The sequence below is a fragment of the Blautia wexlerae DSM 19850 genome (assembly GCF_025148125.1).
GTDB lineage: Bacteria > Bacillota > Clostridia > Lachnospirales > Lachnospiraceae > Blautia_A > Blautia_A wexlerae.
On the sequence record NZ_CP102267.1, the window covers coordinates 4,561,703 to 4,587,693 of the forward strand.

At 38.5% G+C, this 25,991-nt stretch carries 25 protein-coding genes and 1 pseudogene; 2 read left to right on the forward strand and 24 right to left on the reverse strand.

Going from position 1 to position 25,991, the window contains the following annotated elements; translation table 11 throughout:
- Positions 1–188 precede the first annotated feature (188 nt).
- The 6 genes from NQ550_RS21330 to NQ550_RS21355 form a co-directional block, all read right to left on the reverse strand.
- On the reverse strand, positions 189–1,037 hold the full coding sequence (locus NQ550_RS21330) for an MBL fold metallo-hydrolase (RefSeq protein WP_022380412.1): 849 nt from the start codon (positions 1,035–1,037) through the stop codon (positions 189–191).
- Positions 1,038–1,057: 20 nt separating this feature from the next.
- Positions 1,058–1,888, reverse strand: a complete 831-nt coding sequence (locus tag NQ550_RS21335) for a carbohydrate ABC transporter permease (protein WP_022380411.1) — start codon at positions 1,886–1,888, stop codon at positions 1,058–1,060.
- A 1-nt stretch (position 1,889) separates the two neighbouring features.
- The gene (locus tag NQ550_RS21340; RefSeq protein ID WP_022380410.1) at positions 1,890–2,774 is read right to left on the reverse strand and encodes a carbohydrate ABC transporter permease; all 885 of its coding nucleotides are present in this window, start codon (positions 2,772–2,774) and stop codon (positions 1,890–1,892) included.
- Between the two features lie 87 nt (positions 2,775–2,861).
- Positions 2,862–4,121, reverse strand: a complete 1,260-nt coding sequence (locus NQ550_RS21345; RefSeq protein WP_025578045.1) for an ABC transporter substrate-binding protein — start codon at positions 4,119–4,121, stop codon at positions 2,862–2,864.
- 259 nt (positions 4,122–4,380) lie between these two features.
- Positions 4,381–5,430, reverse strand: a complete 1,050-nt coding sequence (locus tag NQ550_RS21350; protein ID WP_025578043.1) for a PDDEXK nuclease domain-containing protein — start codon at positions 5,428–5,430, stop codon at positions 4,381–4,383.
- Between the two features lie 157 nt (positions 5,431–5,587).
- Positions 5,588–5,935: a TnpV protein gene (locus NQ550_RS21355; RefSeq protein ID WP_025578041.1), complete on the reverse strand. Its 348-nt coding sequence runs from the start codon at positions 5,933–5,935 to the stop codon at positions 5,588–5,590.
- A 347-nt stretch (positions 5,936–6,282) separates the two neighbouring features.
- Between NQ550_RS21355 and NQ550_RS21360 the strand changes: the two genes are divergently transcribed.
- The gene (locus tag NQ550_RS21360) at positions 6,283–7,167 is read left to right on the forward strand and encodes an aldose 1-epimerase family protein (protein WP_025578039.1); all 885 of its coding nucleotides are present in this window, start codon (positions 6,283–6,285) and stop codon (positions 7,165–7,167) included.
- Between the two features lie 4 nt (positions 7,168–7,171).
- On the opposite strand, the gene NQ550_RS21365 is transcribed toward NQ550_RS21360, so the two are convergent.
- From NQ550_RS21365 to larC, 9 genes and pseudogenes are all read right to left on the reverse strand, one after another.
- Positions 7,172–7,786 carry a shikimate kinase gene (locus NQ550_RS21365; protein WP_025578037.1) on the reverse strand — a complete coding sequence of 205 codons (615 nt, stop codon included), beginning with the start codon at positions 7,784–7,786 and terminating at the stop codon, positions 7,172–7,174.
- Positions 7,777–8,316 carry an ECF transporter S component gene (locus NQ550_RS21370; RefSeq protein WP_025578035.1) on the reverse strand — a complete coding sequence of 180 codons (540 nt, stop codon included), beginning with the start codon at positions 8,314–8,316 and terminating at the stop codon, positions 7,777–7,779. The genes NQ550_RS21365 and NQ550_RS21370 overlap by 10 nt, the downstream gene beginning before the upstream one ends.
- Positions 8,317–8,448: 132 nt before the next feature.
- On the reverse strand, positions 8,449–9,936 hold the full coding sequence (locus NQ550_RS21375) for a lactate racemase domain-containing protein (protein WP_025578033.1): 1,488 nt from the start codon (positions 9,934–9,936) through the stop codon (positions 8,449–8,451).
- 34 nt (positions 9,937–9,970) lie between these two features.
- Entirely contained in the window at positions 9,971–10,819 is an 849-nt protein-coding gene (locus NQ550_RS21380; RefSeq protein WP_025578032.1) for a triose-phosphate isomerase family protein, read from the reverse strand.
- Between the two features lie 86 nt (positions 10,820–10,905).
- Positions 10,906–11,622: a sulfite exporter TauE/SafE family protein gene (locus NQ550_RS21385; protein ID WP_044996306.1), complete on the reverse strand. Its 717-nt coding sequence runs from the start codon at positions 11,620–11,622 to the stop codon at positions 10,906–10,908.
- Positions 11,619–12,773 (reverse strand): class II fructose-bisphosphate aldolase, encoded by a 1,155-nt coding sequence (locus NQ550_RS21390; protein ID WP_025578029.1) that lies wholly within the window; start codon positions 12,771–12,773, stop codon positions 11,619–11,621. The genes NQ550_RS21385 and NQ550_RS21390 overlap by 4 nt, the downstream gene beginning before the upstream one ends.
- 13 nt (positions 12,774–12,786) lie before the next feature.
- Entirely contained in the window at positions 12,787–13,935 is a 1,149-nt protein-coding gene (gene nagA / locus NQ550_RS21395; RefSeq protein ID WP_025578027.1) for an N-acetylglucosamine-6-phosphate deacetylase, read from the reverse strand.
- A gap of 36 nt (positions 13,936–13,971) precedes the next feature.
- Positions 13,972–14,793, reverse strand: a complete 822-nt coding sequence (locus NQ550_RS21400; protein ID WP_025578026.1) for a 6-phosphogluconolactonase — start codon at positions 14,791–14,793, stop codon at positions 13,972–13,974.
- 132 nt (positions 14,794–14,925) lie between these two features.
- Positions 14,926–15,783: pseudogene (gene larC, locus NQ550_RS21405) on the reverse strand (nickel pincer cofactor biosynthesis protein LarC); the annotation flags it as partial.
- Between the two features lie 314 nt (positions 15,784–16,097).
- Between larC and NQ550_RS21410 the strand changes: the two are divergent.
- The gene (locus NQ550_RS21410; protein ID WP_025578024.1) at positions 16,098–17,156 is read left to right on the forward strand and encodes a LacI family DNA-binding transcriptional regulator; all 1,059 of its coding nucleotides are present in this window, start codon (positions 16,098–16,100) and stop codon (positions 17,154–17,156) included.
- 115 nt (positions 17,157–17,271) lie between these two features.
- Here NQ550_RS21410 and NQ550_RS21415 read toward each other — a convergent pair whose 3' ends face one another.
- The 9 genes from NQ550_RS21415 to NQ550_RS21455 all read right to left on the reverse strand — a co-directional run bounded on the left by NQ550_RS21415 (position 17,272) and on the right by NQ550_RS21455 (position 25,839).
- The gene (locus NQ550_RS21415) at positions 17,272–18,333 is read right to left on the reverse strand and encodes an SIS domain-containing protein (RefSeq protein WP_025578022.1); all 1,062 of its coding nucleotides are present in this window, start codon (positions 18,331–18,333) and stop codon (positions 17,272–17,274) included.
- 58 nt (positions 18,334–18,391) lie between these two features.
- Positions 18,392–19,243 (reverse strand): class II fructose-bisphosphate aldolase, encoded by an 852-nt coding sequence (locus NQ550_RS21420; RefSeq protein ID WP_025578020.1) that lies wholly within the window; start codon positions 19,241–19,243, stop codon positions 18,392–18,394.
- 52 nt (positions 19,244–19,295) lie between these two features.
- A complete protein-coding gene (locus tag NQ550_RS21425; protein WP_025578018.1) occupies positions 19,296–20,321 on the reverse strand; it encodes a LacI family DNA-binding transcriptional regulator in 1,026 nt (341 codons plus the stop codon).
- Between the two features lie 97 nt (positions 20,322–20,418).
- The gene (locus NQ550_RS21430) at positions 20,419–21,429 is read right to left on the reverse strand and encodes an ABC transporter substrate-binding protein (protein ID WP_025578017.1); all 1,011 of its coding nucleotides are present in this window, start codon (positions 21,427–21,429) and stop codon (positions 20,419–20,421) included.
- Positions 21,430–21,522: 93 nt separating this feature from the next.
- Entirely contained in the window at positions 21,523–22,314 is a 792-nt protein-coding gene (locus NQ550_RS21435; RefSeq protein ID WP_025578015.1) for an ABC transporter ATP-binding protein, read from the reverse strand.
- Complete coding sequence (locus tag NQ550_RS21440; protein ID WP_025578013.1) at positions 22,293–23,075, reverse strand: ABC transporter permease; 783 nt, start codon at positions 23,073–23,075, stop codon at positions 22,293–22,295. The genes NQ550_RS21435 and NQ550_RS21440 overlap by 22 nt, the downstream gene beginning before the upstream one ends.
- A 54-nt stretch (positions 23,076–23,129) precedes the next feature.
- The gene (locus NQ550_RS21445; protein ID WP_025578011.1) at positions 23,130–24,296 is read right to left on the reverse strand and encodes a diphosphate--fructose-6-phosphate 1-phosphotransferase; all 1,167 of its coding nucleotides are present in this window, start codon (positions 24,294–24,296) and stop codon (positions 23,130–23,132) included.
- Positions 24,297–24,697: 401 nt separating this feature from the next.
- Entirely contained in the window at positions 24,698–25,267 is a 570-nt protein-coding gene (locus NQ550_RS21450; protein WP_025578009.1) for a chromate transporter, read from the reverse strand.
- On the reverse strand, positions 25,264–25,839 hold the full coding sequence (locus tag NQ550_RS21455) for a chromate transporter (RefSeq protein WP_025578007.1): 576 nt from the start codon (positions 25,837–25,839) through the stop codon (positions 25,264–25,266). The genes NQ550_RS21450 and NQ550_RS21455 overlap by 4 nt, the downstream gene beginning before the upstream one ends.
- Between the last annotated feature and the right edge of the window lie 152 nt (positions 25,840–25,991).

The window sequence follows — 25,991 nt, forward strand, 5'->3', positions numbered from 1 at the left end:
AAAAAATTAAAAAATATCCTAAAACAACAAATGGGAGACAGGAAATAAGTAATTTATTTCGAATCGTTAATTTTCCATAAAACTTATATAATCGTCCTTTTTTTTCCTTCATCTCTTTTTAGTACCTCTCTTACAAACAGGAATCCCCGGTATAGCGCATATATCATGCGTCTATACCGGAGATTGATTCAGCAGATTCTATCTTCTGTATATAACACAGAAGCTAAAGCCTTTTGGTAAAAATACACTTCGCTCTTTGTCATACCACACTCTTCTTTTTCTCCAAGCAAATGCTTTTCTAATATTTCCTGAATACAGGCAATCTGGTCATCTATATAGATGCTTCCGATTGGTCGAAGATAATGACCCGGAAAAATAAGTTCATATGAATTTCTTAATTGAGCTAATTTTTTCAATGATTCCAAATATGTACTCATTGTATCAGAAAACGTATCAAACATCAATACTGGCGTACTTACAACAGTATCTCCGGAAAATAGTAATCTGTATTTTCTGTCTAATAAACAAATTCCATCTTTAGTATGTCCTGGTGTATCCAAAACCTCCAAATCTCTATTTCCAAGATGGAAAACAAATCCTTCTTCTATTCCTTTCATCTCAAAGTCACCCATAATTGATGCATCAAATTCCAGGCTTGCTTCATAATTGTATTCTGGACGGGCTTCCTGTGAACGGAAAAATTCCTTACGTGACTGCAGATTATTCTGTTCCTGAATAACCGGAATTGCTTTTTTATGTGCATAAACCATTGAAAAGCGCCCATTTCCACCCACATGGTCATAATGATGATGCGTATTTACTACATCATAAGGCAGATGAGTCATTGTTTCTACTACTGACCGTATATTTCCTATTCCAATGCCAGTATCAATCAATAAGGCTCTTTCCGTTCCAATAATCAAATACATAATATCTATACCAAACTCATCAATTGCCCATACATCCCTTGATACCTGCTGAAGTGTAAAACCGTTTATCTTTTTTATGTTCATATTATCTTCATAAAATGTGCTCATCTTTACTTCTCCTGTCTTTTTTATTTTACTGCACCCGCTGTTAAACCGCTTGTAATATGTTTCTGTCCTACAATATAAATAATTATAATTGGTATCATACTTACAACCAATCCTGCAATCAAAAGGTTCCATTGAGCATTAGTAGAAGATTTAAACATATATAAATTGACTGTAATTGTACGAAGGTTCACATCGCTGATCATAATACTTGGAAGTAACAGATCATTCCATGTCCAAAGGAAAAACAAAATGCCAATTGTCACTGTTGTGGATTTTACCAGTGGCAAAATAATCTGCACCATTGTTCTGAAAGGTCCCGCACCGTCAATTGCAGCAGCCTCTTCCAACTCTCTTGGCACACTCTTCAGAAAACCAACATATGTCATAACACCAAATGATGTATAAAACCCACTATAAAATATAATCAGTCCTAAATGCGTATTAGTCAGTCCCAGTTTTGTAGATAACATAGAAATTGCAATCATAACTGCATGAAATGGAATAATCTGTCCTACTACAAACAATGTATATAATTTGTCACCTGTCTTTTGAGGAAGATGTGAAATTCCATATGCACTCATAAAAGACACGGCACTGGCAACTATGACAGTACATACCGTCACAAACAGCGTATTGCGAAATACTGTCCAAAAGTTCATAATCCGCATTGCTTCAGAAAAATTTTCCAGATATAAACTTTTGGGAAATGAGATAAACGAGGTTAATATATCATTATTCGGTTTAAACGCATTCATGATAATAAGAAAAACCGGAAGTATAAAGATAATTCCAAGGCACAGCCACAAAATACTTTTTAAAACTACTGTTTTATTCATTCCTTCTTTTTCCACTTTACATCTGTACCTCCCTTTTTCTAGTAATCTTAAGCTGAATCAATGCAATAATACCTACCAATAAAAACAGTATTATAGATTTTGCAGAGCCATATCCCATTTTAAACGAACCAAATGCATCATTATATATATTCAGTGCAATTGTCTGTGTACTATTTGCCGGACCTCCACCAGTCAGTGATAACGGAATGTCAAATGCTTTGAAAGCTCCTGCAATTGATACAAAGAGATTAATTGTAATTGTCGGCATTAACAATGGCAATTGGATATAAATAATTTTCTTAATTCCTGTACATCCATCCAGAACAGCTGCTTCCAACACATCTTTTTGTATTGTCTGCAATCCTGTAATGTATAACATCATAAGAAAACCGGTAGACTGCCATGTTGTTACTAAAATAACTGTAAAAGCCGCAGTACCTGCATTTCCAAACCAGCTGATATTAGCCAATGCATCTACGTGCAAAATTTTGGCCAGATTTGGAATGGCTCCTGTAAAAATAAAAGACCATACAAAAGAAACCATTACACCACTGATAATATTAGGAATAAAAAATAAAGAACGTATTACGCCTTTACACCGTACATTTGAATCTAAAAAATATGCTATTACAAAGCCAATCAGATTTGACATTAAAATTGATATTACCGCCAGAATTAAAGTAAATACCACAGAATGAATGAATGTCTCGTCTCCAAGAAGCTTAGTGTAATTTCCCAGACCGACAAAATCTTTATTTCCTTTTATCAAATTCCAATTATAAAAAGATGCCGGAAGTGTTCCTAAAAGTAATGGACCTGCAAGTGCAAGAACGTATAATAACATCGACGGAATCGTAAGACCAAAATAAAACCATTTATTTTTTTTACAACAATCCAACATAAAATTATCTTCCTTTCTGATAACAAAAGCTTCTGCAATATTTCTGCAGAAGCTTCTGTTACCACTTATACCTTTCCCGATTTTACTTTACTCAAGAAGCTCTGAAAATTTCGAATCTAACTGATCTAAAGTAGTATCCATATCCGTTGTTCCGGCAAAATATCCCTGAATTACCGGCCCAATCATATCACCAGCGCCGGACTCAAGCTGTGAGTATACCCATGGTTTTGTCTGGTTATTTGACATATAATTCTTATAATCTTCGAAATACTGATATTCTGTTGACATTGCAAAATCCATTGCAGGTGGTGCTGCGCCCATTGAATCAGCACTATAATGCATCCATCCGTTTTCATCTGTGTTATCGCTCAGATAATTCAAAACCTCACGCACTGCATCCAAATGTGGAGTATTCTGATTTACTGCAATACAAATTCCTACATCTACATCAAGTTTTGCATCTTCCTCATTTTCTGTAAGTGGTACTCCAAACAGACCAACCTGTAAATCCGGATTAATACTTTGTGCATTCAGAAGAGAAAATTCTCCGGTCACAATCATAGCAGCTTCACCTGATGCAAATGCATTAAAGCCTGATGTGGAATCTGCATCCATATAATTTCCACCGGAATTTTCTTTCATCATATCCATAAACTCAAATTCAAGTGAAGAATTATCATTCCTGAAACTTCCTTTTCCTGCATTCATATCTGCAACCCATGACTCATAATCTCCAACTGCGGCTCCCTGCAGACAGCTAAATAAATGATTCAATGTCCATGCATCTTTATAGGTGGCTGCAAATGGTGTAATACCACTTGCCTGAAGTTTTTCACATACTTCTTTCATTTGTGAGAATGTTTTCGGTACTTCTGTAATTCCGGCCTTTTCAAATAACTCCTGATTATAATAAACTCCCAACATTTCCACAGCCATTGGATACGCATAAATTTTTCCATCATAGCTACATGCATCTTTTACAGAATCATAAATCTTTGTTGCAAATCCTTCCTCGCTCAAATCCACAATTCTGTCTGTTGCTGCAAACTGCTGCACCTGTGCATATGGATTCAGGAAAAACATATCCGGAAGATCATTAGATGCCACCTTTGCTCCAAGATATTGGCTATAATCTCCTGATTGCATTTCAACTACAAAATTAATTTTATCCTGGCGCTTATTAAATTCATCTGCACCTTTCTGAAAATTATCTGCTGCTCCAGAAGACCACACCGCTAATTTAACAGTTTCTTTTTCGTCTGAATCCGCTTTTACAACTGTTGCTCCACTAATCATGACTGTCCCCATAGCGACTGTCATCATCAGGCTAATCATCTTTTTCCTCATAAAAACTCCTTTCTTTTACCTGCTTTGTCCTTTTGTTATTTTAGAAGTACTTCTTTTGTTAACAATATAATAACAACCCCTGCTTTCTTTTTCCATACGTCAAATTATGACAAAACATATACATTTTTTTACCTTTCCAAACAGAAAAAGACGCAAGCCATATTTTTATGTCTCACGCCTTTCTGCAAAAAGAAAAAGACGCAAGTCATATTTTTATGACTCACGCCTATCTTGCATTTCATTATTAAATTGAAAACCTTTATTCTTCTTTCCTCTGTTCCAATAGCTCTCTTGCATTTGCAATAGCAAGTGATAACTTCTGTTCTAAAAGTTCTTTTGGAGGCATTTTAGTCATATACTGTCCCACGTGGATGTTTCCATGATCCAATTGCATTAATTCTATGGTTTCCTGCGATTTTTCTGCACATAATATAAGAGCAACCGGACTTTCTTCACCTTCTACTCTTTCATTTTTTTCCAACCATCGCAAATACAGTTCGACTTGTCCTTTATCTTGCGGTTCAAATTCTCCAAGCTTTAACTCAACAAGAACCAGCCTTTTCAAACCTCTGTGATAAAACAATAAATCCATATAGTAATCTTTACCATCCAGCACAAAATGCTTCTGCCTTGCCAAAAACGCAAAATCCGATCCCATTTCCAAAATAAATTTTTCTAATTCCGCAAGAATGGCATTTTCCAAATCTTTTTCACTATAAGTATCACGTAAACCAAGAAAATCAAGCATGTATGGATCTCTGTAAAAAAGATCCAGACTCATTTTTCCATCATCCCGTAATTCGGCAATCTCATTTTTTATTGTTTCTTCTGGTTTCTTCGATATTGCAGTGCGTTCATAAAGCATAGATTTTTTTCTTTCACGCAATGTCCTCACTGACCAGTTCTCTTGCATACACATTGCAGCATAAAAGTCTCTCTTTAACTCGTCATTTATTGGCAAAATCTCTACAAAATGTGACCAGGTCAATTGTTGCGACAATGTCGCAACTTTTTCGAAGTCAGGAAATTCCTGATAAAATTTAATCATTCTCGAAATTGATGTTTTATCAAATCCAGAACCATACTCCTGTTCCAAACGTTTACTGACTTCTGCAACAACTTTTTTTCCATACTCAGGCTTATTATCTCCGGTGAACTCCGCACTAAGTCTTTTTCCAATTCCCCAGTTAAGTGAGATAATGGCATCGTTCACAACTTTCTTTACATCCGTTTTCTTTTCTCTGATCAATGCATTTATTTCATCGTAAATGTTATCAATATTATTTGCTACTATTATCTCTTTTTTCATTATTGATTCCCTTCTATAATTTGAAATGCCAACTTGGCATTTCAAAATCGCACCAACAGGTTATTGTTATATTACCCTATTTTTCTCGTTCTGCCTACTGCAATTTTATATTCTCATACAACAATGAGGTCGCATTCCACGACCTCATCACATTCATTTAAACATAAATCAATTCCTTGAGAATAATCTCTTCTGCAATCGCTCTGTGCTGATTGGCAGCTCTTACCCATGCCATCTGATTTTTCTCCTTATCCGGCAATGGATCTTTTTCTTCCAACTGTTTCAGAATAATTTCTTCCCGTTCTCTGGCAGCCTTATCCACTTCCAGCAGATGCTCGCCAATCGTATCCTGCAAAAGTATCACCTGATACGTTGAGTTTCGATGATTCTTCAGATAATCTCTTCGAAGAAAACCATACTTTCCAAGTTGCTCCATCTGCTCACCGGATTTATAGGTGAGATTAGGAACCAGGTATCCATTTACATTCGTATACGTTAATTTCATTTTATTAGCACTCTCCATTTCTCATCATTTTTTGACCACAAATTTACGACATTTACGACAAATCTGACACTGCTTTACAATACCAGACAAAATGACTGATGCCCCGGAAAGCCTGTAAAACAGGCACTTCCGGGACACACAAGACAGGACAAAAATCAACTTCCATTATCAAGAGGTGAGTGCTAATTTTTTGTGAAAAATTTGTGATATTAAATAAAAATCAACTCCACCCTCTATCTTTCATCCCCAAACGTTTGTCCAAATTTCTATTTCATTACAGTGTTTTTATGATACGCTTATTTTATGCAGCATATTACTATTATGTATTTATCAGGGAGGGTTTTACTATGCAGATTAAATTACAATCTGACAATTATCATGTACTTTTAAACACACTTGGTGCCGAATTAAATTCCTATTCCAATCCATCCGGGAATGAATACGTATGGAATTCTGATCCCACTTACTGGCTTCGATCTTCTCCGCTTCTTTTTCCGACTGTGGGAAATGTCCGCAACGGAGAAACTGTTATCAAGGATCATATATACCAGATGCCCAAGCATGGTTTTTGTAAAGAATCTGAATTTGAAGTAACAGAACAGACTGAAGATTCCGTCACTTTTTTACTTAAAGCAAATGAAGAAACATTAAAACATTATCCTTATGATTTTAAACTTTACCTGTCATATCATCTGAATGGCAGTACCCTGTCTATGGACTATAGAGTAATAAACAAAGATTCCGACCTTATGTATTATCACATTGGTGCACATCCCGGTTTCATGTGTCCGGTCAATAATGGAGAAAATATTGAAAATTGTATTTTAAGATTTGAAAAAGAAGAGAATTTTATTTCTTATGAATATGATATAAAGAATCTGGAATTTAATTTTGATCACAAAGTATCCCAGAAAGCAGAAGGCAACACACTTCCTCTCACAATTTCCATGTTTGATCAGGATGCTGTTTTCTTTGAACACACGAATTCACACCATGTTTCTTTCGTAAATGCAGTTACAGGAAAAGGTGTTTCCGTATATTATCCTGATTTTGAATCCCTTGCGATCTGGACACCGGCCGGAGGAAAGGCTCCGTTTCTCTGTCTGGAGCCATGGAACGGTTCCGGCATTTTTCATCAGGATGATGATATTTTTGCGCATAAGCATGGGATCCTCACACTGGAATCCGGAAAAGAAAAAGCATATCATCTTGAGATTTCTCTGATAGAATAATCTTTTATTCTTCAGTTTTCAGATTCCACATGACCTGTATTGCACCATCCATCACATGGAATTTTTTAAAATAGGCTTCCTCCTTTGGGATCCACATATTCTGAAATTGTTTTGCCTTTTCCGGGCCATTGCGCTTTTTTATATTTTCCATCTGATCTTTGGGAGAAATATTTAAAAATACACGAAGTTGATAAGGGTTCTTAAAATATGGATGCATACTGTAAGAACCCTCTATAATATTGAGTTTTTTATAAGGAACAGGATATCCCTCCAGCAGATTCCATTTCTGGCAGCTGAACGGCTGATAAAAAACAGTCTGCTTCTGAAAGATTGGTCTTAATACCGTTTCCTCAAACCGCTCATAATCCACATTTCCTCCTGTTTCTTTCAGACGCTGTGGCGTACGCTGTTCCATGCGCAGAAAAAAGTCATCCATTCTGAACAGATTACAGTTGAATACCTGCTCCAGATATTCTCCCAATGTAGTTTTCCCACTTCCACACCTGCCATCAATTGCAACGATCAGAGGCTCATCCAGTCCTTCCTTCTCTTTCTGCAATTTTCTGATTGCCTGAACTACCGGTTCAAATCTTTCTTTGCAGCATGCCTTTAATTCCATTCTACTGTTCCTTCCATATTATACAAACGTTCTACCAGGGACGGGATCAGAACAAGCTGAATCAGAATTCCCGGCAACGCATTTATAAATCCTCCCATCAGAAACAGTTCCCAGGTAAAGATCCCTCCTGTAAATGCATATACTGCTGCCGAAACCAGTCCCCATACGATCCGTCCACACAGCATTGCTGCTATGAGTGAAATATACAGGGATTTTATATCTTTTTTCATTTTTTCTGATAAAATTCCTGCCACCAGCCCATAAGTGGCAAGTTCAAACGCCATACAGAAGGCATTCGGAAAAATTGCCGGCATTCCGAACACCACTCCTCTTAAAAGAGGTGTAATAATCCCAATAAGTAAACCATATGGCCATCCGCAGATATATCCACATAATAACACCGGTATGTGCATCGGGCAAAGCATTTTCCCTACTGCCGGTATCTGCATTGTGATAAATGGAAGGATCAGTCCGATCGCAAGAAACAATGCTGCTAAAATTCTTTTTCTTAAAGCTGTATTTTCTTTCATATCCCAAATTCTCTCTTTCAGTATAAAAATGCCAGTGATATAACAAAACACCCCTGTCAGAAACACAAAACAGCTCTGGACAGGGATGCTTATATTATAAATACTATACCCTACTAATATAATGATGCTACATCAACAGCAACATGGATGACGATGTCCATATTCATCCATACAATCCTGTGCAGGATCTTTCATGCAAAGATGTACAGCTGCTTTTTTGAATGTCATTGGCAGTGCCAGAATATTTGGTTCCTGACCAACATATTTCTTCTTGGCATCTTCCAGTGCTTCTTCAAATGTAGCTCTTGTTTTTAAGCCCATTCCTCTTGCATAGCCCGGTTCCTCAGCGCCTACGATATAGATTGCACTGGTATTCATTTCTGCAATATGTCCGCAGGACATCATAGAGAAGCCATGGAATGGATGGAATGCATTCGTATAACGATATTTACGGATATATTCTTCATTCGTAGCAAAATACTCACCAAGGCGGTTCATATCCGGCAGCGTATTCATATGATCATGCTGGAACAGATCATATAATTCTCTTAAATATGGCCAACGCTCATCATGGAAATAACCATTGCATGTAGATGCGCAGATAATTACACAGTTATCACTCATAACTCTCTTGAATCGAAGTACCTGTGCACTTAAAGCCTGCATCATCATGATAGGATTGGTTCCCATTCCATCACCATAGTGGAATTTCTGCGGCATACCAAATACAAGTACATCATATTTCTTCTCTGCCCAGTGTACATAGGTTCTCTTGTCAGCAAGCTTCCAGCTGATCGGCATCATTTCCTTTGCATAGCCTGAGTAAATTGCGATCTGTCTGGACTGTGTATCCAGTACAGCATCACAGCAGAAGAAAGGATGTCCCATTTTTTCTTCCATATGCATACTGATCTCATCAAATTTATTACGCATCAGGCTTCCACCATTAACCGGTGTAAAATCATCTCTGTGCATAACAGACGGTACATGATGGCTTGCAATACATTTCCAGTTTGTAATACCAGTTGCACTGTGTTTGTATCCGCCTGAATATCCACCATAAGGATTTCCCTGTACATGACCGATAAGAATCGGAATATCACACTCAAAGACATATTTATTCATGTACACCGGATCGCCTCTGTGAGTGGTTCCAAGATCTACCATATGTTCCTGATCTTCGCTGTCATGACTGATGATCTGTCCTGTATGCCAAAATTCATTAAATAATTCTTCTCCAAAGATAGCCTTTGCATCCGCTTCTGTGCTTCTTGGATGAAGTCCGTTAGAAATAATGAAAAGAATATCTTTCTTCTCAACACCGGCAGCATATAATTCTTTCAAAATATATTTAATGCTTAACTTTCTGTGGCTGGTAGCCTGCTCGCCACCTTTTACACGATCCGGAACAACAATAGTAACTGTTTTTCCGGGTCCTGCCAGTTCTGTTAAAGTAGGCATACCGATCGGATGAGCCAGACTTTCCAGATAAGCAGCCTCTAGCTGATCTTCCGGAATATGATCAGGATCCTTTACAGTTTCTCCCGGAATAAAAATATCAGTATTATCCGGCAATTCAGCAGACATGGTTCCCTGTCCATACTCAAAATCAAATTTCATAGTAAATCTCCCTTCATTATACGTACTTAATTTATTATCTGTTATTTACCTTACCCATATAAAGACGAATAATCTCAAGATATTCCTCCGGATAATATCCAATTTCACCCTGAAATCTTGTCAATGCGATCAATCCACCATCTATCTCATCAATGGACGCAAGCATTTCTGCATTGTCCTGCTTCAGACCACCACCATATACGATGTCCATACCATTTGTCTTTTCTTTTACAAATTTTGCGATCTTAGTAATATATTCTTTTCCGGCCGGTGTTTTTCCCGGTCCGATAGACCAGATCGGTTCATATGCGATCACAACCTTTGAAGTGTCTACATCCTTAAGTCCGATCTCAAGCTGTTTTCCAAGAACTTCCTGCCACTGCTCCTGTTCCTCACTTTTTTCACCGATACAGTAAAGAACTTTCATTCCTCTTGCAATCGCACATTTAATTTCCTGATTCAGAAGGCGGTTTACAGCACCTGTATCTGTGACACCTGCCTCTGCAAGGATTCCTGCCTTATCATTTCTCTCTTCACAGTGTCCGATTATCGTAGTCTCACATCCGGCCGCTGCCATAGCTGAAGCCGGTCTATTTGCAGTAAATGCGCCAAAATTTCCGCCAACTGCAGTATCTGCTCTGAATACACTCTGACAGCCGATCTGAACAGGACTTCCCTCTGTTTTTGCTGCTGCTGCATTCAGAAGATGTACTTCCGGGAAATACATACCAAATTCCACTTCAGAAGGATCATATGTCTTTAATTCTTCCTGTGTATTCTTTACAATACAGGATGCCCAGTCAGCAACCGGAGCCAGACGGTTTACACCTCCGAATTCCACCGGAACATCAAATCTTTTTAAATTCAGATAAATGTGTTTCATAAAATTCTTACCTTTCTTTTGACAAAATTAACAGACAAATAATCATCATACAATGTGCAGTCTGCCTATAGTCTCTGCAAACAGATTCAGGATAAAAGGAGATAGCTTCCGGCACACATCATAAAAATATATACCACTTTTTTGATCCCTGTCATAGTAAGCCGGCGAAACAAAAACATTCCAACTGCTGTTCCAACTGCCGTTCCTGCCAGTGCCGCTCCAACCAAAGGCAGCATAGCTCCTGATACATGACCCTGAAACACATGGATCAGGAAAACACTGACCGTATTAATTGTAAAAAACATTTGAAGTGTAGCATTATATTTTTCTTTATCATCTGTCACAGACAAAAAATACGCTACCATCGGTGGACCTCCAATATTAAAAAGTCCTCCGCAAAAACCACTGACTGCACCGGCTGCCAATCCGGAAACCAAACCTGCCTTTAAATGAACTTTACTGCTGAAGAAAATAAAATAAACTGCCAGAACAAGAAGAACTGTTCCCATGATCTTTGACAAAACAGCTTCATCCAGAGCCATCAGCGTATTCACCCCCAGAAGGCTGGTTACCGTAGCCATGATCACAGGTGGCAAAAGAAGTTTCCAGTCAATAAATTTCCACAACTTTACTGCAATGTAAATTACCATAAAAAAAGCTGCAATCGCTTCCAGTATGGAAGCTGTGTAAAAAGGCATAAACATTGGCCAGATGGCCATACAGATAATTGCATAGCCAAATCCACTGCTGCTCTGCACACAACTTCCTGCCAAAGCTACCAGTGCTGTTAATATATAGATCAAAGCCCTTTACGATAGCGTTCTGCCATTTCATCCAGACCAGTCATCTCCACCAGCGGTGCTTTTCCATAAGAACCAAATTCTACGATCAGAGTACCGATTGCTTCTTTTACGCCCTTTTCAACAACAGCCATAAGAGCAGCAACATCTTCATCCGGAATAACGCCATACATAACTGTATCCATAATAGGAGTCAGGAATGCACGTGGATCAAACTGTTCTTTCTTTGCCTCCAGAAGGCGATATACCTCACCAATCGACTGGCTTTCTCTTTTTTCAGGATGAGCTGCAAAAAATTCTTTCATATTTCTTGTAACAGCCAGACGGATATCTGTATCTACATTGATCTTTCCAATACCACATGGAATTGCCGCTTTCAGTTCATCAATAGAAATTCCATAGGCATTCTGGATATTTCCACCCAGAGCATTGATCTCATCTACAATATATCTTGGCACTGTTGAAGATCCATGAGATACCAGTACACCAAAAATACCCTCATGCAGCATGCACTCTTTGATGGCAATGGCAATTTCTTTTCTTAATTTAACATTTTTTCCTTTAGAAGCGCCATGCATGGTTCCATAAGAAATAGCCAATGCATCAACACCTGTTTTCTTAAAGAATTCAATAGCCTTTAAAGGATTGGTATAAGTAGATGTAGCAGAAAATACATGATCCTCCACGCCGGCTAAAACTCCCAGTTCACCCTCTACAGAAACACCTCTTTCATGCGCATATTTGACAACTTCACGAGTCAGTTCCACGTTTTCATCAAACGGAAGGCTGGAGCCATCAATCATAACAGATGTATAACCGCCTGCAATTGCTGCTTTACAGGAATCAAAATTCTTACCATGATCCAGATGAAGAACAACAGGAATCGGAGAATTTTCTGCATATTTCTTTACAGCATCTGCGATATTCTTTGCACCGATTTTTTTATCTTCCAGAGTAGCATTCTGAAAATCTGTTCTTCCACCCATAAATCCATTTGCAAGATCTGCTCCCTGAAGGATTGCTGCAGAACGGAACATTTCATGAACTTCAATTGCTGCTTTTGCCTGTGCTACTGCATTTACATTAAACGCCCCCTGTGCAAAGTGATATTTATCTACAGTTTCCAGTAATGGTCTTAATGGTATTAATGGCATAATCTTCTCTCCCTTATTGTTCTATTTTTCTACCTTTTACAAATGTATCAATGACAGAATATTCTTCATCCAGAATAACCACATCCGCATCTTTTCCGGTATCAAGACTTCCAATCCTGTCATATACATCCAGCATCTTAGCCGGATTGCATGTAAGAAGCGGCAGTATCTCTTCAAGAGATCTTCCTGTAAATTTGATCAGATTCTTAAGTGCACATCCTGTTGTAAGTGTACTTCCCGCTCTGGAATCTCCGTATTTCAGTTTTGCGTCTCCGTCTTTTACGATAACCGGATTAACGCCCAGCATATATTCTCCATCCGGAAGTCCGGCAGCCATGATAGAATCAGTTATGGCGATTACTTTGTCCAGACCTTTCATTTTCAGAAGAAAACGAACGGTTCCCGGATGCAGATGCCGTCCGTCACAGATAGCTTCACAATAGATGTCAGATTCCAGAACAGCCCCCATGATAGCTGGAAAATGCTGATGAAGAAGTTTCATCGCATTAAATGTATGTGTCGCTGCTACAGCCCCCTCATTAATACATTTCCATGAAGTCTCATAATCTGCGCCTGAATGACCGATAGCAACCTTCATACCAAGATCCGTCATTCCCTTAATTGCTTCCGGCACTCCTTTTACTTCCGGCGAAACAGTAATATAGCGAATATTACCGTCTGCTGCCTTCTGATATTCTTTCAGAAGCTCCAGATCCGGAGAAATCAGCAAATGCTCTGGCATTGCTCCTTTATATTCCGGCGCAAGGAATGGTCCCTCAAGATGAATCCCCAGAAGATCTGCACAGTTTTCATGTCCGTTCTTTTGTGCCTCCTGATGCTTCACAGCTTCATTTATTGTTTTCAACGTCTGTTCTTTCGTATCTGTCAATATGGATGAAAGCCATGACGTAGTTCCCTGAGTTGCAAAAAAATGTCCGATTTTTTCAAATCCCTGCTGATCAGCCGCATTTACATCTACCCCTGCACCGCCATGAGTATGTACATCTATAAAACCGGGTACTACATATTTCCCTTTTGCATCATAGACTTCATCTGCGTTTTCATCTTCAGCAGAACTGATCTTTCCCTCTTTCAGAACAAGATCTTCCTCTGAAAAAGTTCCATTCTTATATACTTTTCCATTTATGATCCGAATGCTCATGTTCTTCCTTCTTTCTATTGTCTGTTATCGACTATCTCAGTCAAGTGCTGCAACAAATTCTGTTATCTTCAGGTTAATATCCGGATGTGGAGTAAGAAGAGATACCGGAAAATCAGAAGTTGCTTCCCCATATGCAGCTCTTCGTACTACTGCACGATGCCAGTTTCTGAAACAGCCAAGGCGGATCTTTCCTGCATGAGAGATCTCATTGATTCCGATGGTAACACAATAATGAGGCATATCTTCCAGTGCTCCGTTGAAATCACCGATTGCGTTTGCTGTTCTTGTCTCTTTGGTAATTTCAAGAACACGTGTTTTCTGAGCAAGAAATTCTTCATTTGTAAGGGATGGATCTGCTTCATTAAATGCTACATGACCATTAATTCCAATTCCACCGAAACAGATATCAACGCCCCCCAGTTTTTCAATCAGTTCAGAAATATATTCCGGATGATTCGGATCCGGAAATACTCTCTGATCTTCCGGCATTACAAGTTCCAGGCGAACTTTATCATAAACTGTACGCTGCATGAAGCCTCTGAAGCTTAACGGATGATCTTTTGAGATCCATTGTTTCTCATCATCCAGATATTCATCCATGTTAATAAACCATACATTTTTCAGGCTGATATTCTGCTCATTAACCATATCCACAAAATATGGATACTGTCCTACAGGACCTACAGGACAGATAAATACTGTTTTTTCTCCCTTTTCGTTATGTTTTTTGATCTCATCCACCATTTCAACTGCCATAGAATGAAATACTTCTGCATTGTCTTCCATAACAATTACCGGAAGCTTCGGTCCATTACCCACTAACTCTTCCTTTGTATAGCTATAATAACTATGTCCCATATTGCTTTACTTCCTTTCATTTATTATCCAGCTCGTTACCTTTATTGTTGTATTTATTATAGTAGATAAAATTTTTTTAATCAACGAATTCAATGCAAATTTGCCTGGAATCTGCGCAAACGTTTTCTAAGAAATAATCATTGCTCTGAGGATTCCGGGACATTCATACTGACGTTTTCCGGCTCCAATCCCTATTTTCTTTATTTCAAATTCCTCCGGAAGCTTATCTTTCGTTCTTATTGCTGCCACAATAGCAGCACCTGTAGGTGTTACAAGTTCCCCCTCAACAGCTGTCACCTTTATGCACAAATGATTTGCGCTTATCACATTCGCAACTGCAGGAACAGGAATTGGTAAAATTCCATGCTGACAGCGGACGGTTCCGCAACCTTCATAAAGTACAGGTACAACTACATCCGTAATATCCAGATTATCCAGACAAACTGCCACAGACACAATATCTACAATGGAATCAACTGCACCGACTTCATGAAAATGTACCTGCTCCACAGGCACATCATGTGCCTTGCTCTCTGCTTCTGCAAGAATCTCAAATATTCTCAAAGCAATCTTTTTTGCATTGTCAGTCATTGCACTATGTTCTATAATATGTGCAATTTCTTTCACCCCTCTATGTTCATGGTGATGATGACAATGTGCAGATTCTGTCTCATGTGCACATGCATGGTCTGCAATACCATGTTCATGTATATGAATCTCAGACTCTCCCGCAGTATTCTCATTATGACCATGCAGATACTTCATATCATGATCATGGTTTTCATGATCTTTATCTAACATAACGTCAAAATCACAGGCTGCAATTCCGGATTTTACCACTTTGCCGGTTTTTATCTGAAACCCTGATACAGGAAGACTTTGCAGTACCCTATCCAAAACTGCCTTATCCACCCCCAGATCAAGAAGTGCACCGACGGTCATATCACCACTGATTCCGGAATAGCACTCTAAATACAATGTTTTCCCCATAAATTTAAGCACCTCCACTTTAGTTCTATGTACTCTATCAAAAATTATATAAGTTTTTATTTTTTTATCAATGACTTTGAGTTGATTTTGCATTCAAAGTACGCAAACGTTTTCCTTCTTTTTATTGTTTTTTTTTATAAATTTACTGTATAATTAAAGTCGTCCAGAACCCCCGACGGGGTTCTGAACGACTTTTTTAAAACAGAGTCCTCTGTTTTTCACATAGTTTGATATCAAGTTAGGAGCAAAATACCTTTTGACCCTAACATCATAGTTTTAGAAAATAGTTGTATAAAAGATTGCGGGGAGTTATTATGACATTAAAAGAAATTGCCAGGCAGGCAAATGTCTCTGTTTCGACGGTTTCCAGAGTAATAAACCAGAAAAATACAAAAGCGGCAAGTCCGGAAGTTCAGGAACGTATATGGGAAATCGTACGCAAAAGCGGTTATACTCCCAATGCAACAGCCCGAAGCCTCAAATTAGGACAAAAAGCTCAGATCCAGAATACAATGCCCAAATCCATTGCCTGTATTTATGCAAGAAGTAATTCCGCTGTTTCCGATCCATTCTTCTCACAGATTGCAAAAGCGATTGAACAGGAGGCCTTCAAGAGCAACTATTTTATCCGTCAGTCATTTACAGCCATGGATATCGCAAATCCCGATATGGCACGACAGCTTGCTCAATTTCCTGTAGACGGAATCGTAATTCTGGGACGATATGAGAAACAGCTGTTACGCTTCTTTACTCAAAATTATAAAAATGTGATTTATACAGGTCTGAATCCAATGGGAACCCAATATGACCAGGTAGTTTGTGACGGAAGTGATATTTCCTATAGCGCTCTTTCCTATCTTGCAGAGCTCGGACATACGAAAATCGGTTATGTAGGTGAACAGAATAATGAAGTACGTTTCAGCGGTTATAAAGATGCACTTGCCAAACTTGGTCTTCCGTTTTTGCAGAAAAATACCAGTAATGTACATCTTTCTGCAGATGGCGGTTACAAAGGTGCTAATATCCTGATGCACAATAAGGCAGATATTTCTGCAATTTTTTGTGCAAACGATACCACTGCTATCGGAGTCATTCACGCATTAAAAGAAAAAAATTTTCGAATACCGGAAGATATTTCTGTTATCAGCGTAGATGATATAGAGACAGCTCAATATCTTTCTCCCATGCTGACCACAGTACATATTCCTCTGGAGGAACTTGGAAGAATAACTGCAAAAACCCTGATCGACCGTATTAACGGCGGACATCGCCTTCCCATGCGTATCTCTCTTCCATTTTACATTGCCAAAAGAGACAGTTGCGGAAAACTTAACAGAAGACGTAAGACTTTTGCAAGTCTTCCTCCTCAGTAATAGAAAAGACTCCCGGCAGCACTTCTTCCTGCCGGGAGTCTTTTCTTTTATACTATAACTGCTTCGCAGTTTGAATCAGGCGGATATTCGCAATCTGCTCCTCAATTTTCTTAAATTATTTCAATACAATAGCCTGTGTCAGGTGTCTCGGTGAATCTGCATCCAGATTCTTGCTGTCTGCAATATAATATCCAAGAAGCTGTCCGATAAATCCGATGATTGCACTGTACTGCATATCATTCCATTCTTTATCCATGGAATATACGTAATCAGCGATCTGATCAAAAGTATCTCCCAGTTCTCCGCCAAGAACTGCAACTATTGCACCATAACTCTTCATCTGTTCCATAAGTGCTTTGTCACCATCTCTGCAGGCTTTATTGCTTAAGCACACGATCAGTGTATTTTCGTCTACAAGACTCATTGGCCCATGACGGTATTCCAGATCATAATATCCTTCAGAATTGCTGAGTCCCATTTCTTTCATCTTATTCATACATTCATTGGCAACACCATAATAAATACCCTGTCCAAGAATAATGTAGAGATTCAGGTTTTTATGCTCATTCATGATTTTTGCAGACAGTTCATCCATTTCTTTCAGAACCTTTTCAGAATATGGAGCATAATCTTTCATTGCAGCAATTTCATCTTTCTTACCGCCTACATACATAGCCATGATAACAGCCATATATAACATACTTGTAAAAGAACGTGTCATGATAACACTGTCTTCAGCTGTATCCGGTGAAAGAATGTAATAGTCATTATATTTTTCACTGTCTTTGTCACAGGTAATAGCCAGTGTAGTAACCTGAGGATAAGTACGAACTTTATCAATAGCCATTCTTACTTCTGTAGTATAGCTTTTTCTAGTAATCGGAAGGATCAGCACATTTCTTCCTTCTTTTACATAAGTTTCCGGAAAATAATACAGCTCAGAGCATGGAACTCCCTTTGACGGGATTCCTGTATAAGTGGAAAATGCTGCTGCTGAAGCCTGTGCCAGATAAAGAGAAGTTCCACATCCTGTAAAAATCAGCTCATCATATTTTTTCTCACCGAAGAATACCTTGTCCAGAGTTTTGAAAATATCCTCCAGAGTATCATTGACAGCCTGAAAAGAAGCCGGCTGCTGGTACATTTCTTTATAGGTCAGTTCACTGTTTTTTTTCATTTATATTTCCTCCTGAATTTAATTCCCTTGTGATTTTATTTTAATTGCTTTTATCTTCTCAGGCCTTTCCTTCTGAACCTGCAAGACGGATGATCTTTTTGATGTCTTCTGTCAGAGCATCATTTGCAAGCTGTGACAGTTTCCATGAATGTCCCTGATGATTTGTCTTCAATGCTTCTTCATAATGTTCTACATATTTATAACGGATTTCTGTACCAAAGTTGATCTTCGCAACACCAAGCTTAATAGCTTCTTTGATGATATCTTCTCTCATACCTGTACATCCATGAAGAACAAATGGAATATCTGTAAATTTCCTTACTTCTTCCAGAACTTCCAGTTTGATATCCGGTTCACCCTTATAATATCCATGAGCATTTCCGATTCCAATAGCCAGGGAATCCGGCTGACACAAATCCAGAAACTGACGGACCTGCTCCGGATTTGCTACATTTTTATTCTCCATCTGAGCACCGGCTTCATCTAATCTTAAAAGTTCTCCGATCTCTGCTTCTACAGGAACATCGAAACATTTTGCCACCTTGATCACTTCATTTGTGAGTCTGGCATTTTCTTCAATCGGTTTTGTAGATCCATCGATCATCAGGGACGTAAATCCATTCTTTAATGATTTCATGCAGATATCAAAGCTGTCACCATGGTCCAGATGGATCGCGATTGGTACACTTACTTTATTTGCACACCATTTACATACTTCTACAAACCAGTCATCTCCGGAATATGCTCCTGTAGCCACATAATGAGCCAGGATCGCAGGTGAATGCATTTCTTCCGCTGCTCTGCAGATCGCCCAGATAATATCATAGTTTCCACCCTGTGTGTTCATTGCAGGCACTGCATAATGTTCTCTTCGTGCCTTTTCGAGCATTTCCTTACTTGTAACTAACATATTTTCACTTCTTTCCCCTGCTCCTGGCAGGTTATATTTATTTATCTTTTCATTACTGTTTACAATAACATTTTTTCTCTGTGCTTTCCCTGATAACCAACCTGGCTGTAAAGCTTATTTTTTTATTTGCTTCATCATGACGAATCAGTGACAGAAGTGATTCTATTGCAAATTTTGCCACTTCTTCTTTCTGTATCTCCACTGTAGTAAGAGCCGGGCTTACATAATTACTTATAAAATCATTATCAAATCCAGTCACCATCAGATCATCCGGGACTTTTCTACCGGTTCTTCCTGCCACAGAAAGTGCCACTGCAGCCAGATTGTCATATCTTGCCACTATTGCATCAACAAAAGGATTTTCTTCCAGCAGTAACTGCAGTCTCTGTTCCAGTTCTTTTATATCCTCACATCCGGAAATCCTCTGCGCCTGTGCAAAAGTAATTTCTGATTCTTTTATCTGATCCAGAAATCCCTTCCAGTGAATATCCCTGTCACATTGTTTTCCTGTTTTATCAAGATAAACAAAATTTCTGCATCCATTTTTCACAAGGTATTTTACACATTCTCTGCTGCCTTCATAAAGTCCTGTATCTACCACAACTGTATCCTGAAGCTCACAGCTGATCTCCCTGTTTAAAAACAGTACCATAGGGATTCCTGACTTCACCAGAAGTTTCAGTTCCCTGTCTGTTACACTGGAAGCACTGACAAATAAACCATCAAACTGCCTGCTTAGAATCTGACTTACAAACTCATCTTCCTCCTGGCTCTCACAAAGAGAGATCATATATCCCCGTCTGTAAGCATCCCTGCTCATCTGGCTTACCAGTTCGGAAAAATAACCACTGCTCAGTTCTTCTGCAAGAAAAAGAATCTGCAGGCTGCCTTTTCCGTGAAGAGCCCTTGCAATATTGTTGGGATGATACTGAAGTTTTTCCACAACCTCAAGAACACGCTGCCTTTTTTCCTCTTTCACATAACGATTTTTGTTAAGTACATAAGAAACTATTGTTTCCGACACTCCTGCTTCTCTTGCAACATCTTTTCTTGTTACTTTCTGTCGTCCGCTCTCCACTGTTCTGTTCCTTTCCGGATGACTTTCTTAATATACACACGAGTGTATATTTTTTTCAAAGATTACACAGACATCTCTGCCTGTGTAATCTTTCTTATTATTCTGCGCAAGCTTCTTCCATTACATCGAAAAGAACATAATTATCAACTGGTGTTTCTTCACAGTCACCGCTCTCAACAAATGATTTCTGCTGCAGTTCATAATAGCCTTTGACATCATCCATATGATCCCTGATGAATTCACTTGTTGTCCAGTCTGCTACTTCTACCTGATCAAGAAGGGAATTTTTTTCAAGTTTAATCTTGTCAGCAATCCAGCCGCACACTTCATCATCATGGCTGTGGTCTGCACGATAGTCAAATCCTTTATAAAGAGCTCTTGCAAATCTTACAAGTACGTCATGATTTTCTTCAGCATATTTCGGCATTGCAATCCAACTTGCAAGAGATACAGTTTGATCAATAAATGTTTTGTTATCTGTCAGCTGTACACCATCATCTCCAAGTTCCTCAAGAACTTTCAAAGAGTTCGGTACCCATGTTGCACACGCATCAACACTGCCAGAAAGCATTGCTGTTACAATGTTTGTTGCATCCATATCCATTGCTGTGATATCATCCATCGTCATACCTCCTTTTGCAAGGGTTTTATTCAGGATATCTTCACTGGATGTTCCTGAAGAATAAGCAATTGTTTTTCCTTTTAATCCTTCAATTGTATCTGTTCCTTTTTCCTTACTTCCGATTACAGCATCACCATTAGATACATGTGCAAGCGCAAAGATATCAGCTTTACCGTTGATGCAAAGTTTGTGGGCTCCCTGTCCGATGTATCCAACATCAATAGATCCAGATTCCATAGCCTGAATGATTGTCGGTCCATCGGAGAACTCTGTAAGCTGTACATCAATATTCTCATCATCAAAATATCCAAGTTCAATTGCAGAGATAAGACCATTTAAACTTGCATAATCAGGCATATAAGCTACATGTACAGTTACTTTTTCCGGTTCTTCCTCTGTCGCTGCACTTACTCCCATTGCTCCGCCACAAATGACCATAGATGCTGTTACTGCCATTGCTACTAACTTTTTCCATGTTTTTCTCATTGTCCTGCTTCCTTTCTTTTCCACTTTTTAGGGTAGTATTTAATAGTTTCTCTTTATTCTGAACCGTTCCATACAAGCAACGACCAAAATTCATTATTTTCTTACTTCCAGATATTCCTGATATACCTGACTCCAGATATGATTTTTCAATTCCATAAACCTTGGGCTCATCTTTGTTTCCTGATCACGTGGATATGGAATATCAATATTTACAATATCTTTGATACGTCCGGGTCTGGCACTCATAACGATAACTCTCTGCGCCAGAATAATTGCCTCATCTACATCATGTGTGATAAAAAAACATGTTTTTCTCTCACTCTCCCATGTTTTCAGAAGTTCTGTCTGCAGCTGAGTTCTTGTCTGCGCATCTAAAGCTCCGAAAGGCTCATCCATAAGAAGTACTTCAGGTTTTACAGCATAGGCTCTTGCAATTGCAACACGCTGTTTCATACCACCGGAGAGTTCCTTTGGATAATGATTTACGAAATCTTCAAGCTGTACCATCTTGATATATTTCATTGCAATTTCTTTCGCTTCAGCATCGCTCTTGCCCTGCAATTTCAATCCAAACATAACATTTTTCAGAACCGTCAGCCATGGGAACAATGCATACTGCTGGAATACAACACCTCTTTCAGTACCTGTTCCTTCAATTTTCTTGCCATCAATATATACCGCTCCACTGGTTGGAGTATCCAGCCCTGCGATAATATTCAACAATGTAGATTTACCGCACCCGGAAGGTCCTACCACACAGATGAATTCATTTTCTTTAATATCAAGATTTACTCCGTTTAATGCAGTCATCTCGCCCTTACGAGTCTGATAAATTTTTTTAACGTTATCAATCTTAAGTTTTGTCACTCTCTCTTCTCCTGCCATCCTGTTAACCTTCCTTCTAAGAATTTAATGATTTTTTCCATTACCAGTCCAATAATACCAATGATGATGATATACATCAGCATACCTGCTGTTTCAAAACTGTTTGCCAGAGAGCGGATTCTCATTCCCAGACCAGCAGTTGCTCCTGTTGTTTCTGCTGCGATCAATGTTGTCAGTGCAACAGAAATACCAAGTCGAACAGCTGTCAAAATAAACGGAGTTGTTGCCGGAAAAATAACTTTCACAAAAATATCTCTGTCTTTTGCACCAAGGACTCTGGCTGCTTTTACCAGAGTATTATCAATATTTCTTACACCCTGATAAATTGTAACTGTCATGATTAGGAATGTTGCGATCCAAATAACAATAATCTGAGGTTTTCTACCTACACCTGCTGTAATAACTACCAACGGTACATATGCCAGAGGCGGAATGTTACGAATAAACTGAATCCATGGTTCCAGAACCCCTCTGACCGGGAGATACCATGCCATAAGAAACGCAATCGGTACTGCAGTTATAAAACCAAGTGCAAATCCGGCCAGAATTGATATCATTGAACTACAGAAATCCTGTCCAAGTGCCCCATTATCAATCATTCGTTTGGCTGCCTCAAGAATAGCCGGAATAAATGGGAAGCTTCGTGCTGTTTTGGGATTAATGGATAATACATACCATAACAGGATTGCTACCGCAAGGGAAATCAGTACCCATGCCCATCCCGGGATAGACTGCATTACTCCTTTTTTCTTTTTTTCCATAATTACTCTCCTTTCAATGGAACATTTTCATTTTTGTTTTGTATATTTTTCGTTTTAAAGATAATCCTTGAAATTCAGGAATTCCGGAAGTGGATCTCCGATCAGCGGGCGACACCAGTCAACAAATTCCTGTGTTACATCGTTACCTCTTTCATTTATAAAATTGTCAGGCATCTTCCGTTCATAAAGCATAACTTCTTTGATAGGAACAAGCTTTGTTTTCATCTGATACACCGTTCCCGGGACCCGTTCAAAACCTACCATCACTCCGCTGTTTCCTTCAACAGCACTCCTCAGTGCAACTGTGCCGGCCTGTCTTGCTTCTTCTCTGTCCACCGGTGACTGAAGTGCTACAGAAGTTCTTCCGCAAAGTCCGGGTTTTTCGCTTCTTGCTTTTACGCCAAGTTTCTTAACTACCAGATTCGCAAGATGTGAACTTACATCTCCATAATAAACAGCTCTTTCTGATTTAAAGATTGGAGGAACAATAGATTCTCCATTTGCATCATGAAGTCCCTCACTTACCAGAACTACTACTCCACCCTGCTTTTTCTGAAGTCTGGATACATCCTCAAGAAACTCATCTTCATTAAAGTTTCGTTCCGGCAGATAGATCAGGTGAGGAGCATCTCCCTGTTTCCTTCTTGCAAGTGCGGAAGCTGCTGTGATCCATCCTGCATTTCTTCCCATGGCTTCCATAATACATACATGAATGGGAAGAGATTTTACATCTTCACCAACTTCCTGGGTAGAAGCTGCAATAAATCTTGCCGCACTTCCATATCCTGGTGAGTGATCTGTCATTGCGATATCATTGTCAATCGTTTTTGGAATTCCAACAACTTTGATATCCTGATCCTTACAGACCTCATAAATATGTCCGCATGCATCCATAGTTCCGTTTCCGCCATTCAGAAGAACATATTTAATATCATGTTTTTTAAAGATATCCACCATTTTTTCATAATCTTTTTCATATAGAGGATATCTGGAAGATCCAATTGCCGAAGCAGGTGTATGCAAAAGAAGTTTCAATTTTTCATCATCAAACGAAGTCAAATCTATGAAAGTTTCTGAAAAAATTGCTCCGGTTCCACCAATCGCTCCGTAAACTTTTCCAACCTCCGGATTTCGTTTTGCTTCTTCGATCACACCGTAAAGGGATGCATTGATGACTGCTGTAGGCCCACCTCCATGTACCACTAATACATTTTGTGACATATTCCGCTTTCCTTTCCACTGTTTATTGTGCATCTTACAATAAACTTTTTATTTTTCTTGAATATGTTTTATTCAATTTCACTTTGTACTCTTATCTTAACATATTTTTGCAAAAACAAAAGCACAATTAATGAAAACGTTATCTGGATATTTTGTATAATTTGTCATTTCAATTTTTGTGTATTTTTTTTTATGCTTTTTTCCATTTTTTTCTCTTTCACAGGATTTTCACTGATTTTTGCTTTCGTATAAAAAACAAAGAGGTCAAAAAGATACTAATCTTTTCAACCTCTTTGTTTTCCGATTATTTTTTTGCTTTATCAATTTAACTCAATAATATAGTAATTTTGATATATTTGCAATTCAATATTACGCAAACGTTTGATTTACCATATAGTGATTTACGCTTTTTTTACAGCGTTCAAAACCACATTTGCCACACCACACAAAACCATTGCCAATATAGGATTTATTTTAAATTTACGAAGCAGCACCAATGCGACCACAAAAAATATGATCATTTCCACACATACATTCTGGCGTATAAGATTTACAGTACCATCAATGAAAAATGCAGAAATTAAAATCGTTACCCCTGCTTTGGCGATCATCGATACAACTGCCGGTCTGAGAGATGCCAGTGTTCCCTGAAGTAAAGACATATTCCGATACTTCATATAAACATATGCCAGCAAGGTTACAATAATACAGGAGGGAAGAATACATCCCAATGTAGCAATTATTGCACCTAAGATTCCCGCTATCTGCATCCCTACAAAAGTAGCAGAGTTTACTGCAATCGGTCCCGGCGTCATTTCAGCGATCGTTATCAGATTCGTAAATTCGCTCATTGAAAGCCAGCTGTGCAGATTCACCACCTGTTCCTGTATCAGCGGCATTGCGGCATATCCTCCTCCAAAACTCAATGCCCCGACCTGGATGAAACTTAAAAAAAGCTGAATATAGATCATTTTTCCCTGCCTCCTTTTACTATTGTCCGTACCATTCCAAATACAGCTACCAAAAGTATTATATAGATAATGTTAACATTCAGGAAATAGCTGAGACAAAAACTGATGATCATTATCACCACATTCACCCAGTCCTTTGACTTTACAACATTTTTCCCCATATCATACACTACAGACATAATAACTGCCCCAACTCCCGCAGTCATTCCTTTTAATAATGCCGCAATATAATAATTGGAACAAAACGCATCATAAAATACAGAAATAACAGATAAGATCACCATCGGAGGAATGATCGCTCCAATGACAGATACCAGCATTCCCGGTATGCCGGCAAGCTTATACCCCACAATAATCGCTCCGTTTACTGCGATCGCTCCAGGTGAAGACTGGGCGATTGCAACCAGATCCAGCATTTCATCTTCTTCGATCCAGTGATAATGATCCACAAATTTTTCTTTCAGCAAAGTAACAATTACATAACCGCCGCCGAAAGTAAATGTGCTGAGATACAGACATGCAAAAAATAATTTTCGCAGTACATATCCTTTACTTTTTGTTTTTTCTTCCATTTTATTTCCCCCATTTTTTAATACATTCTATAGATTCTATATTTTATCTTATCATGTACTAAAAAAAATTCACTTCATTTATCAGCAAACGTTTGCTTTATATTTTCATACATTTCTTATATTGCATCTGTATTTTTGTCTTTGAATCAACT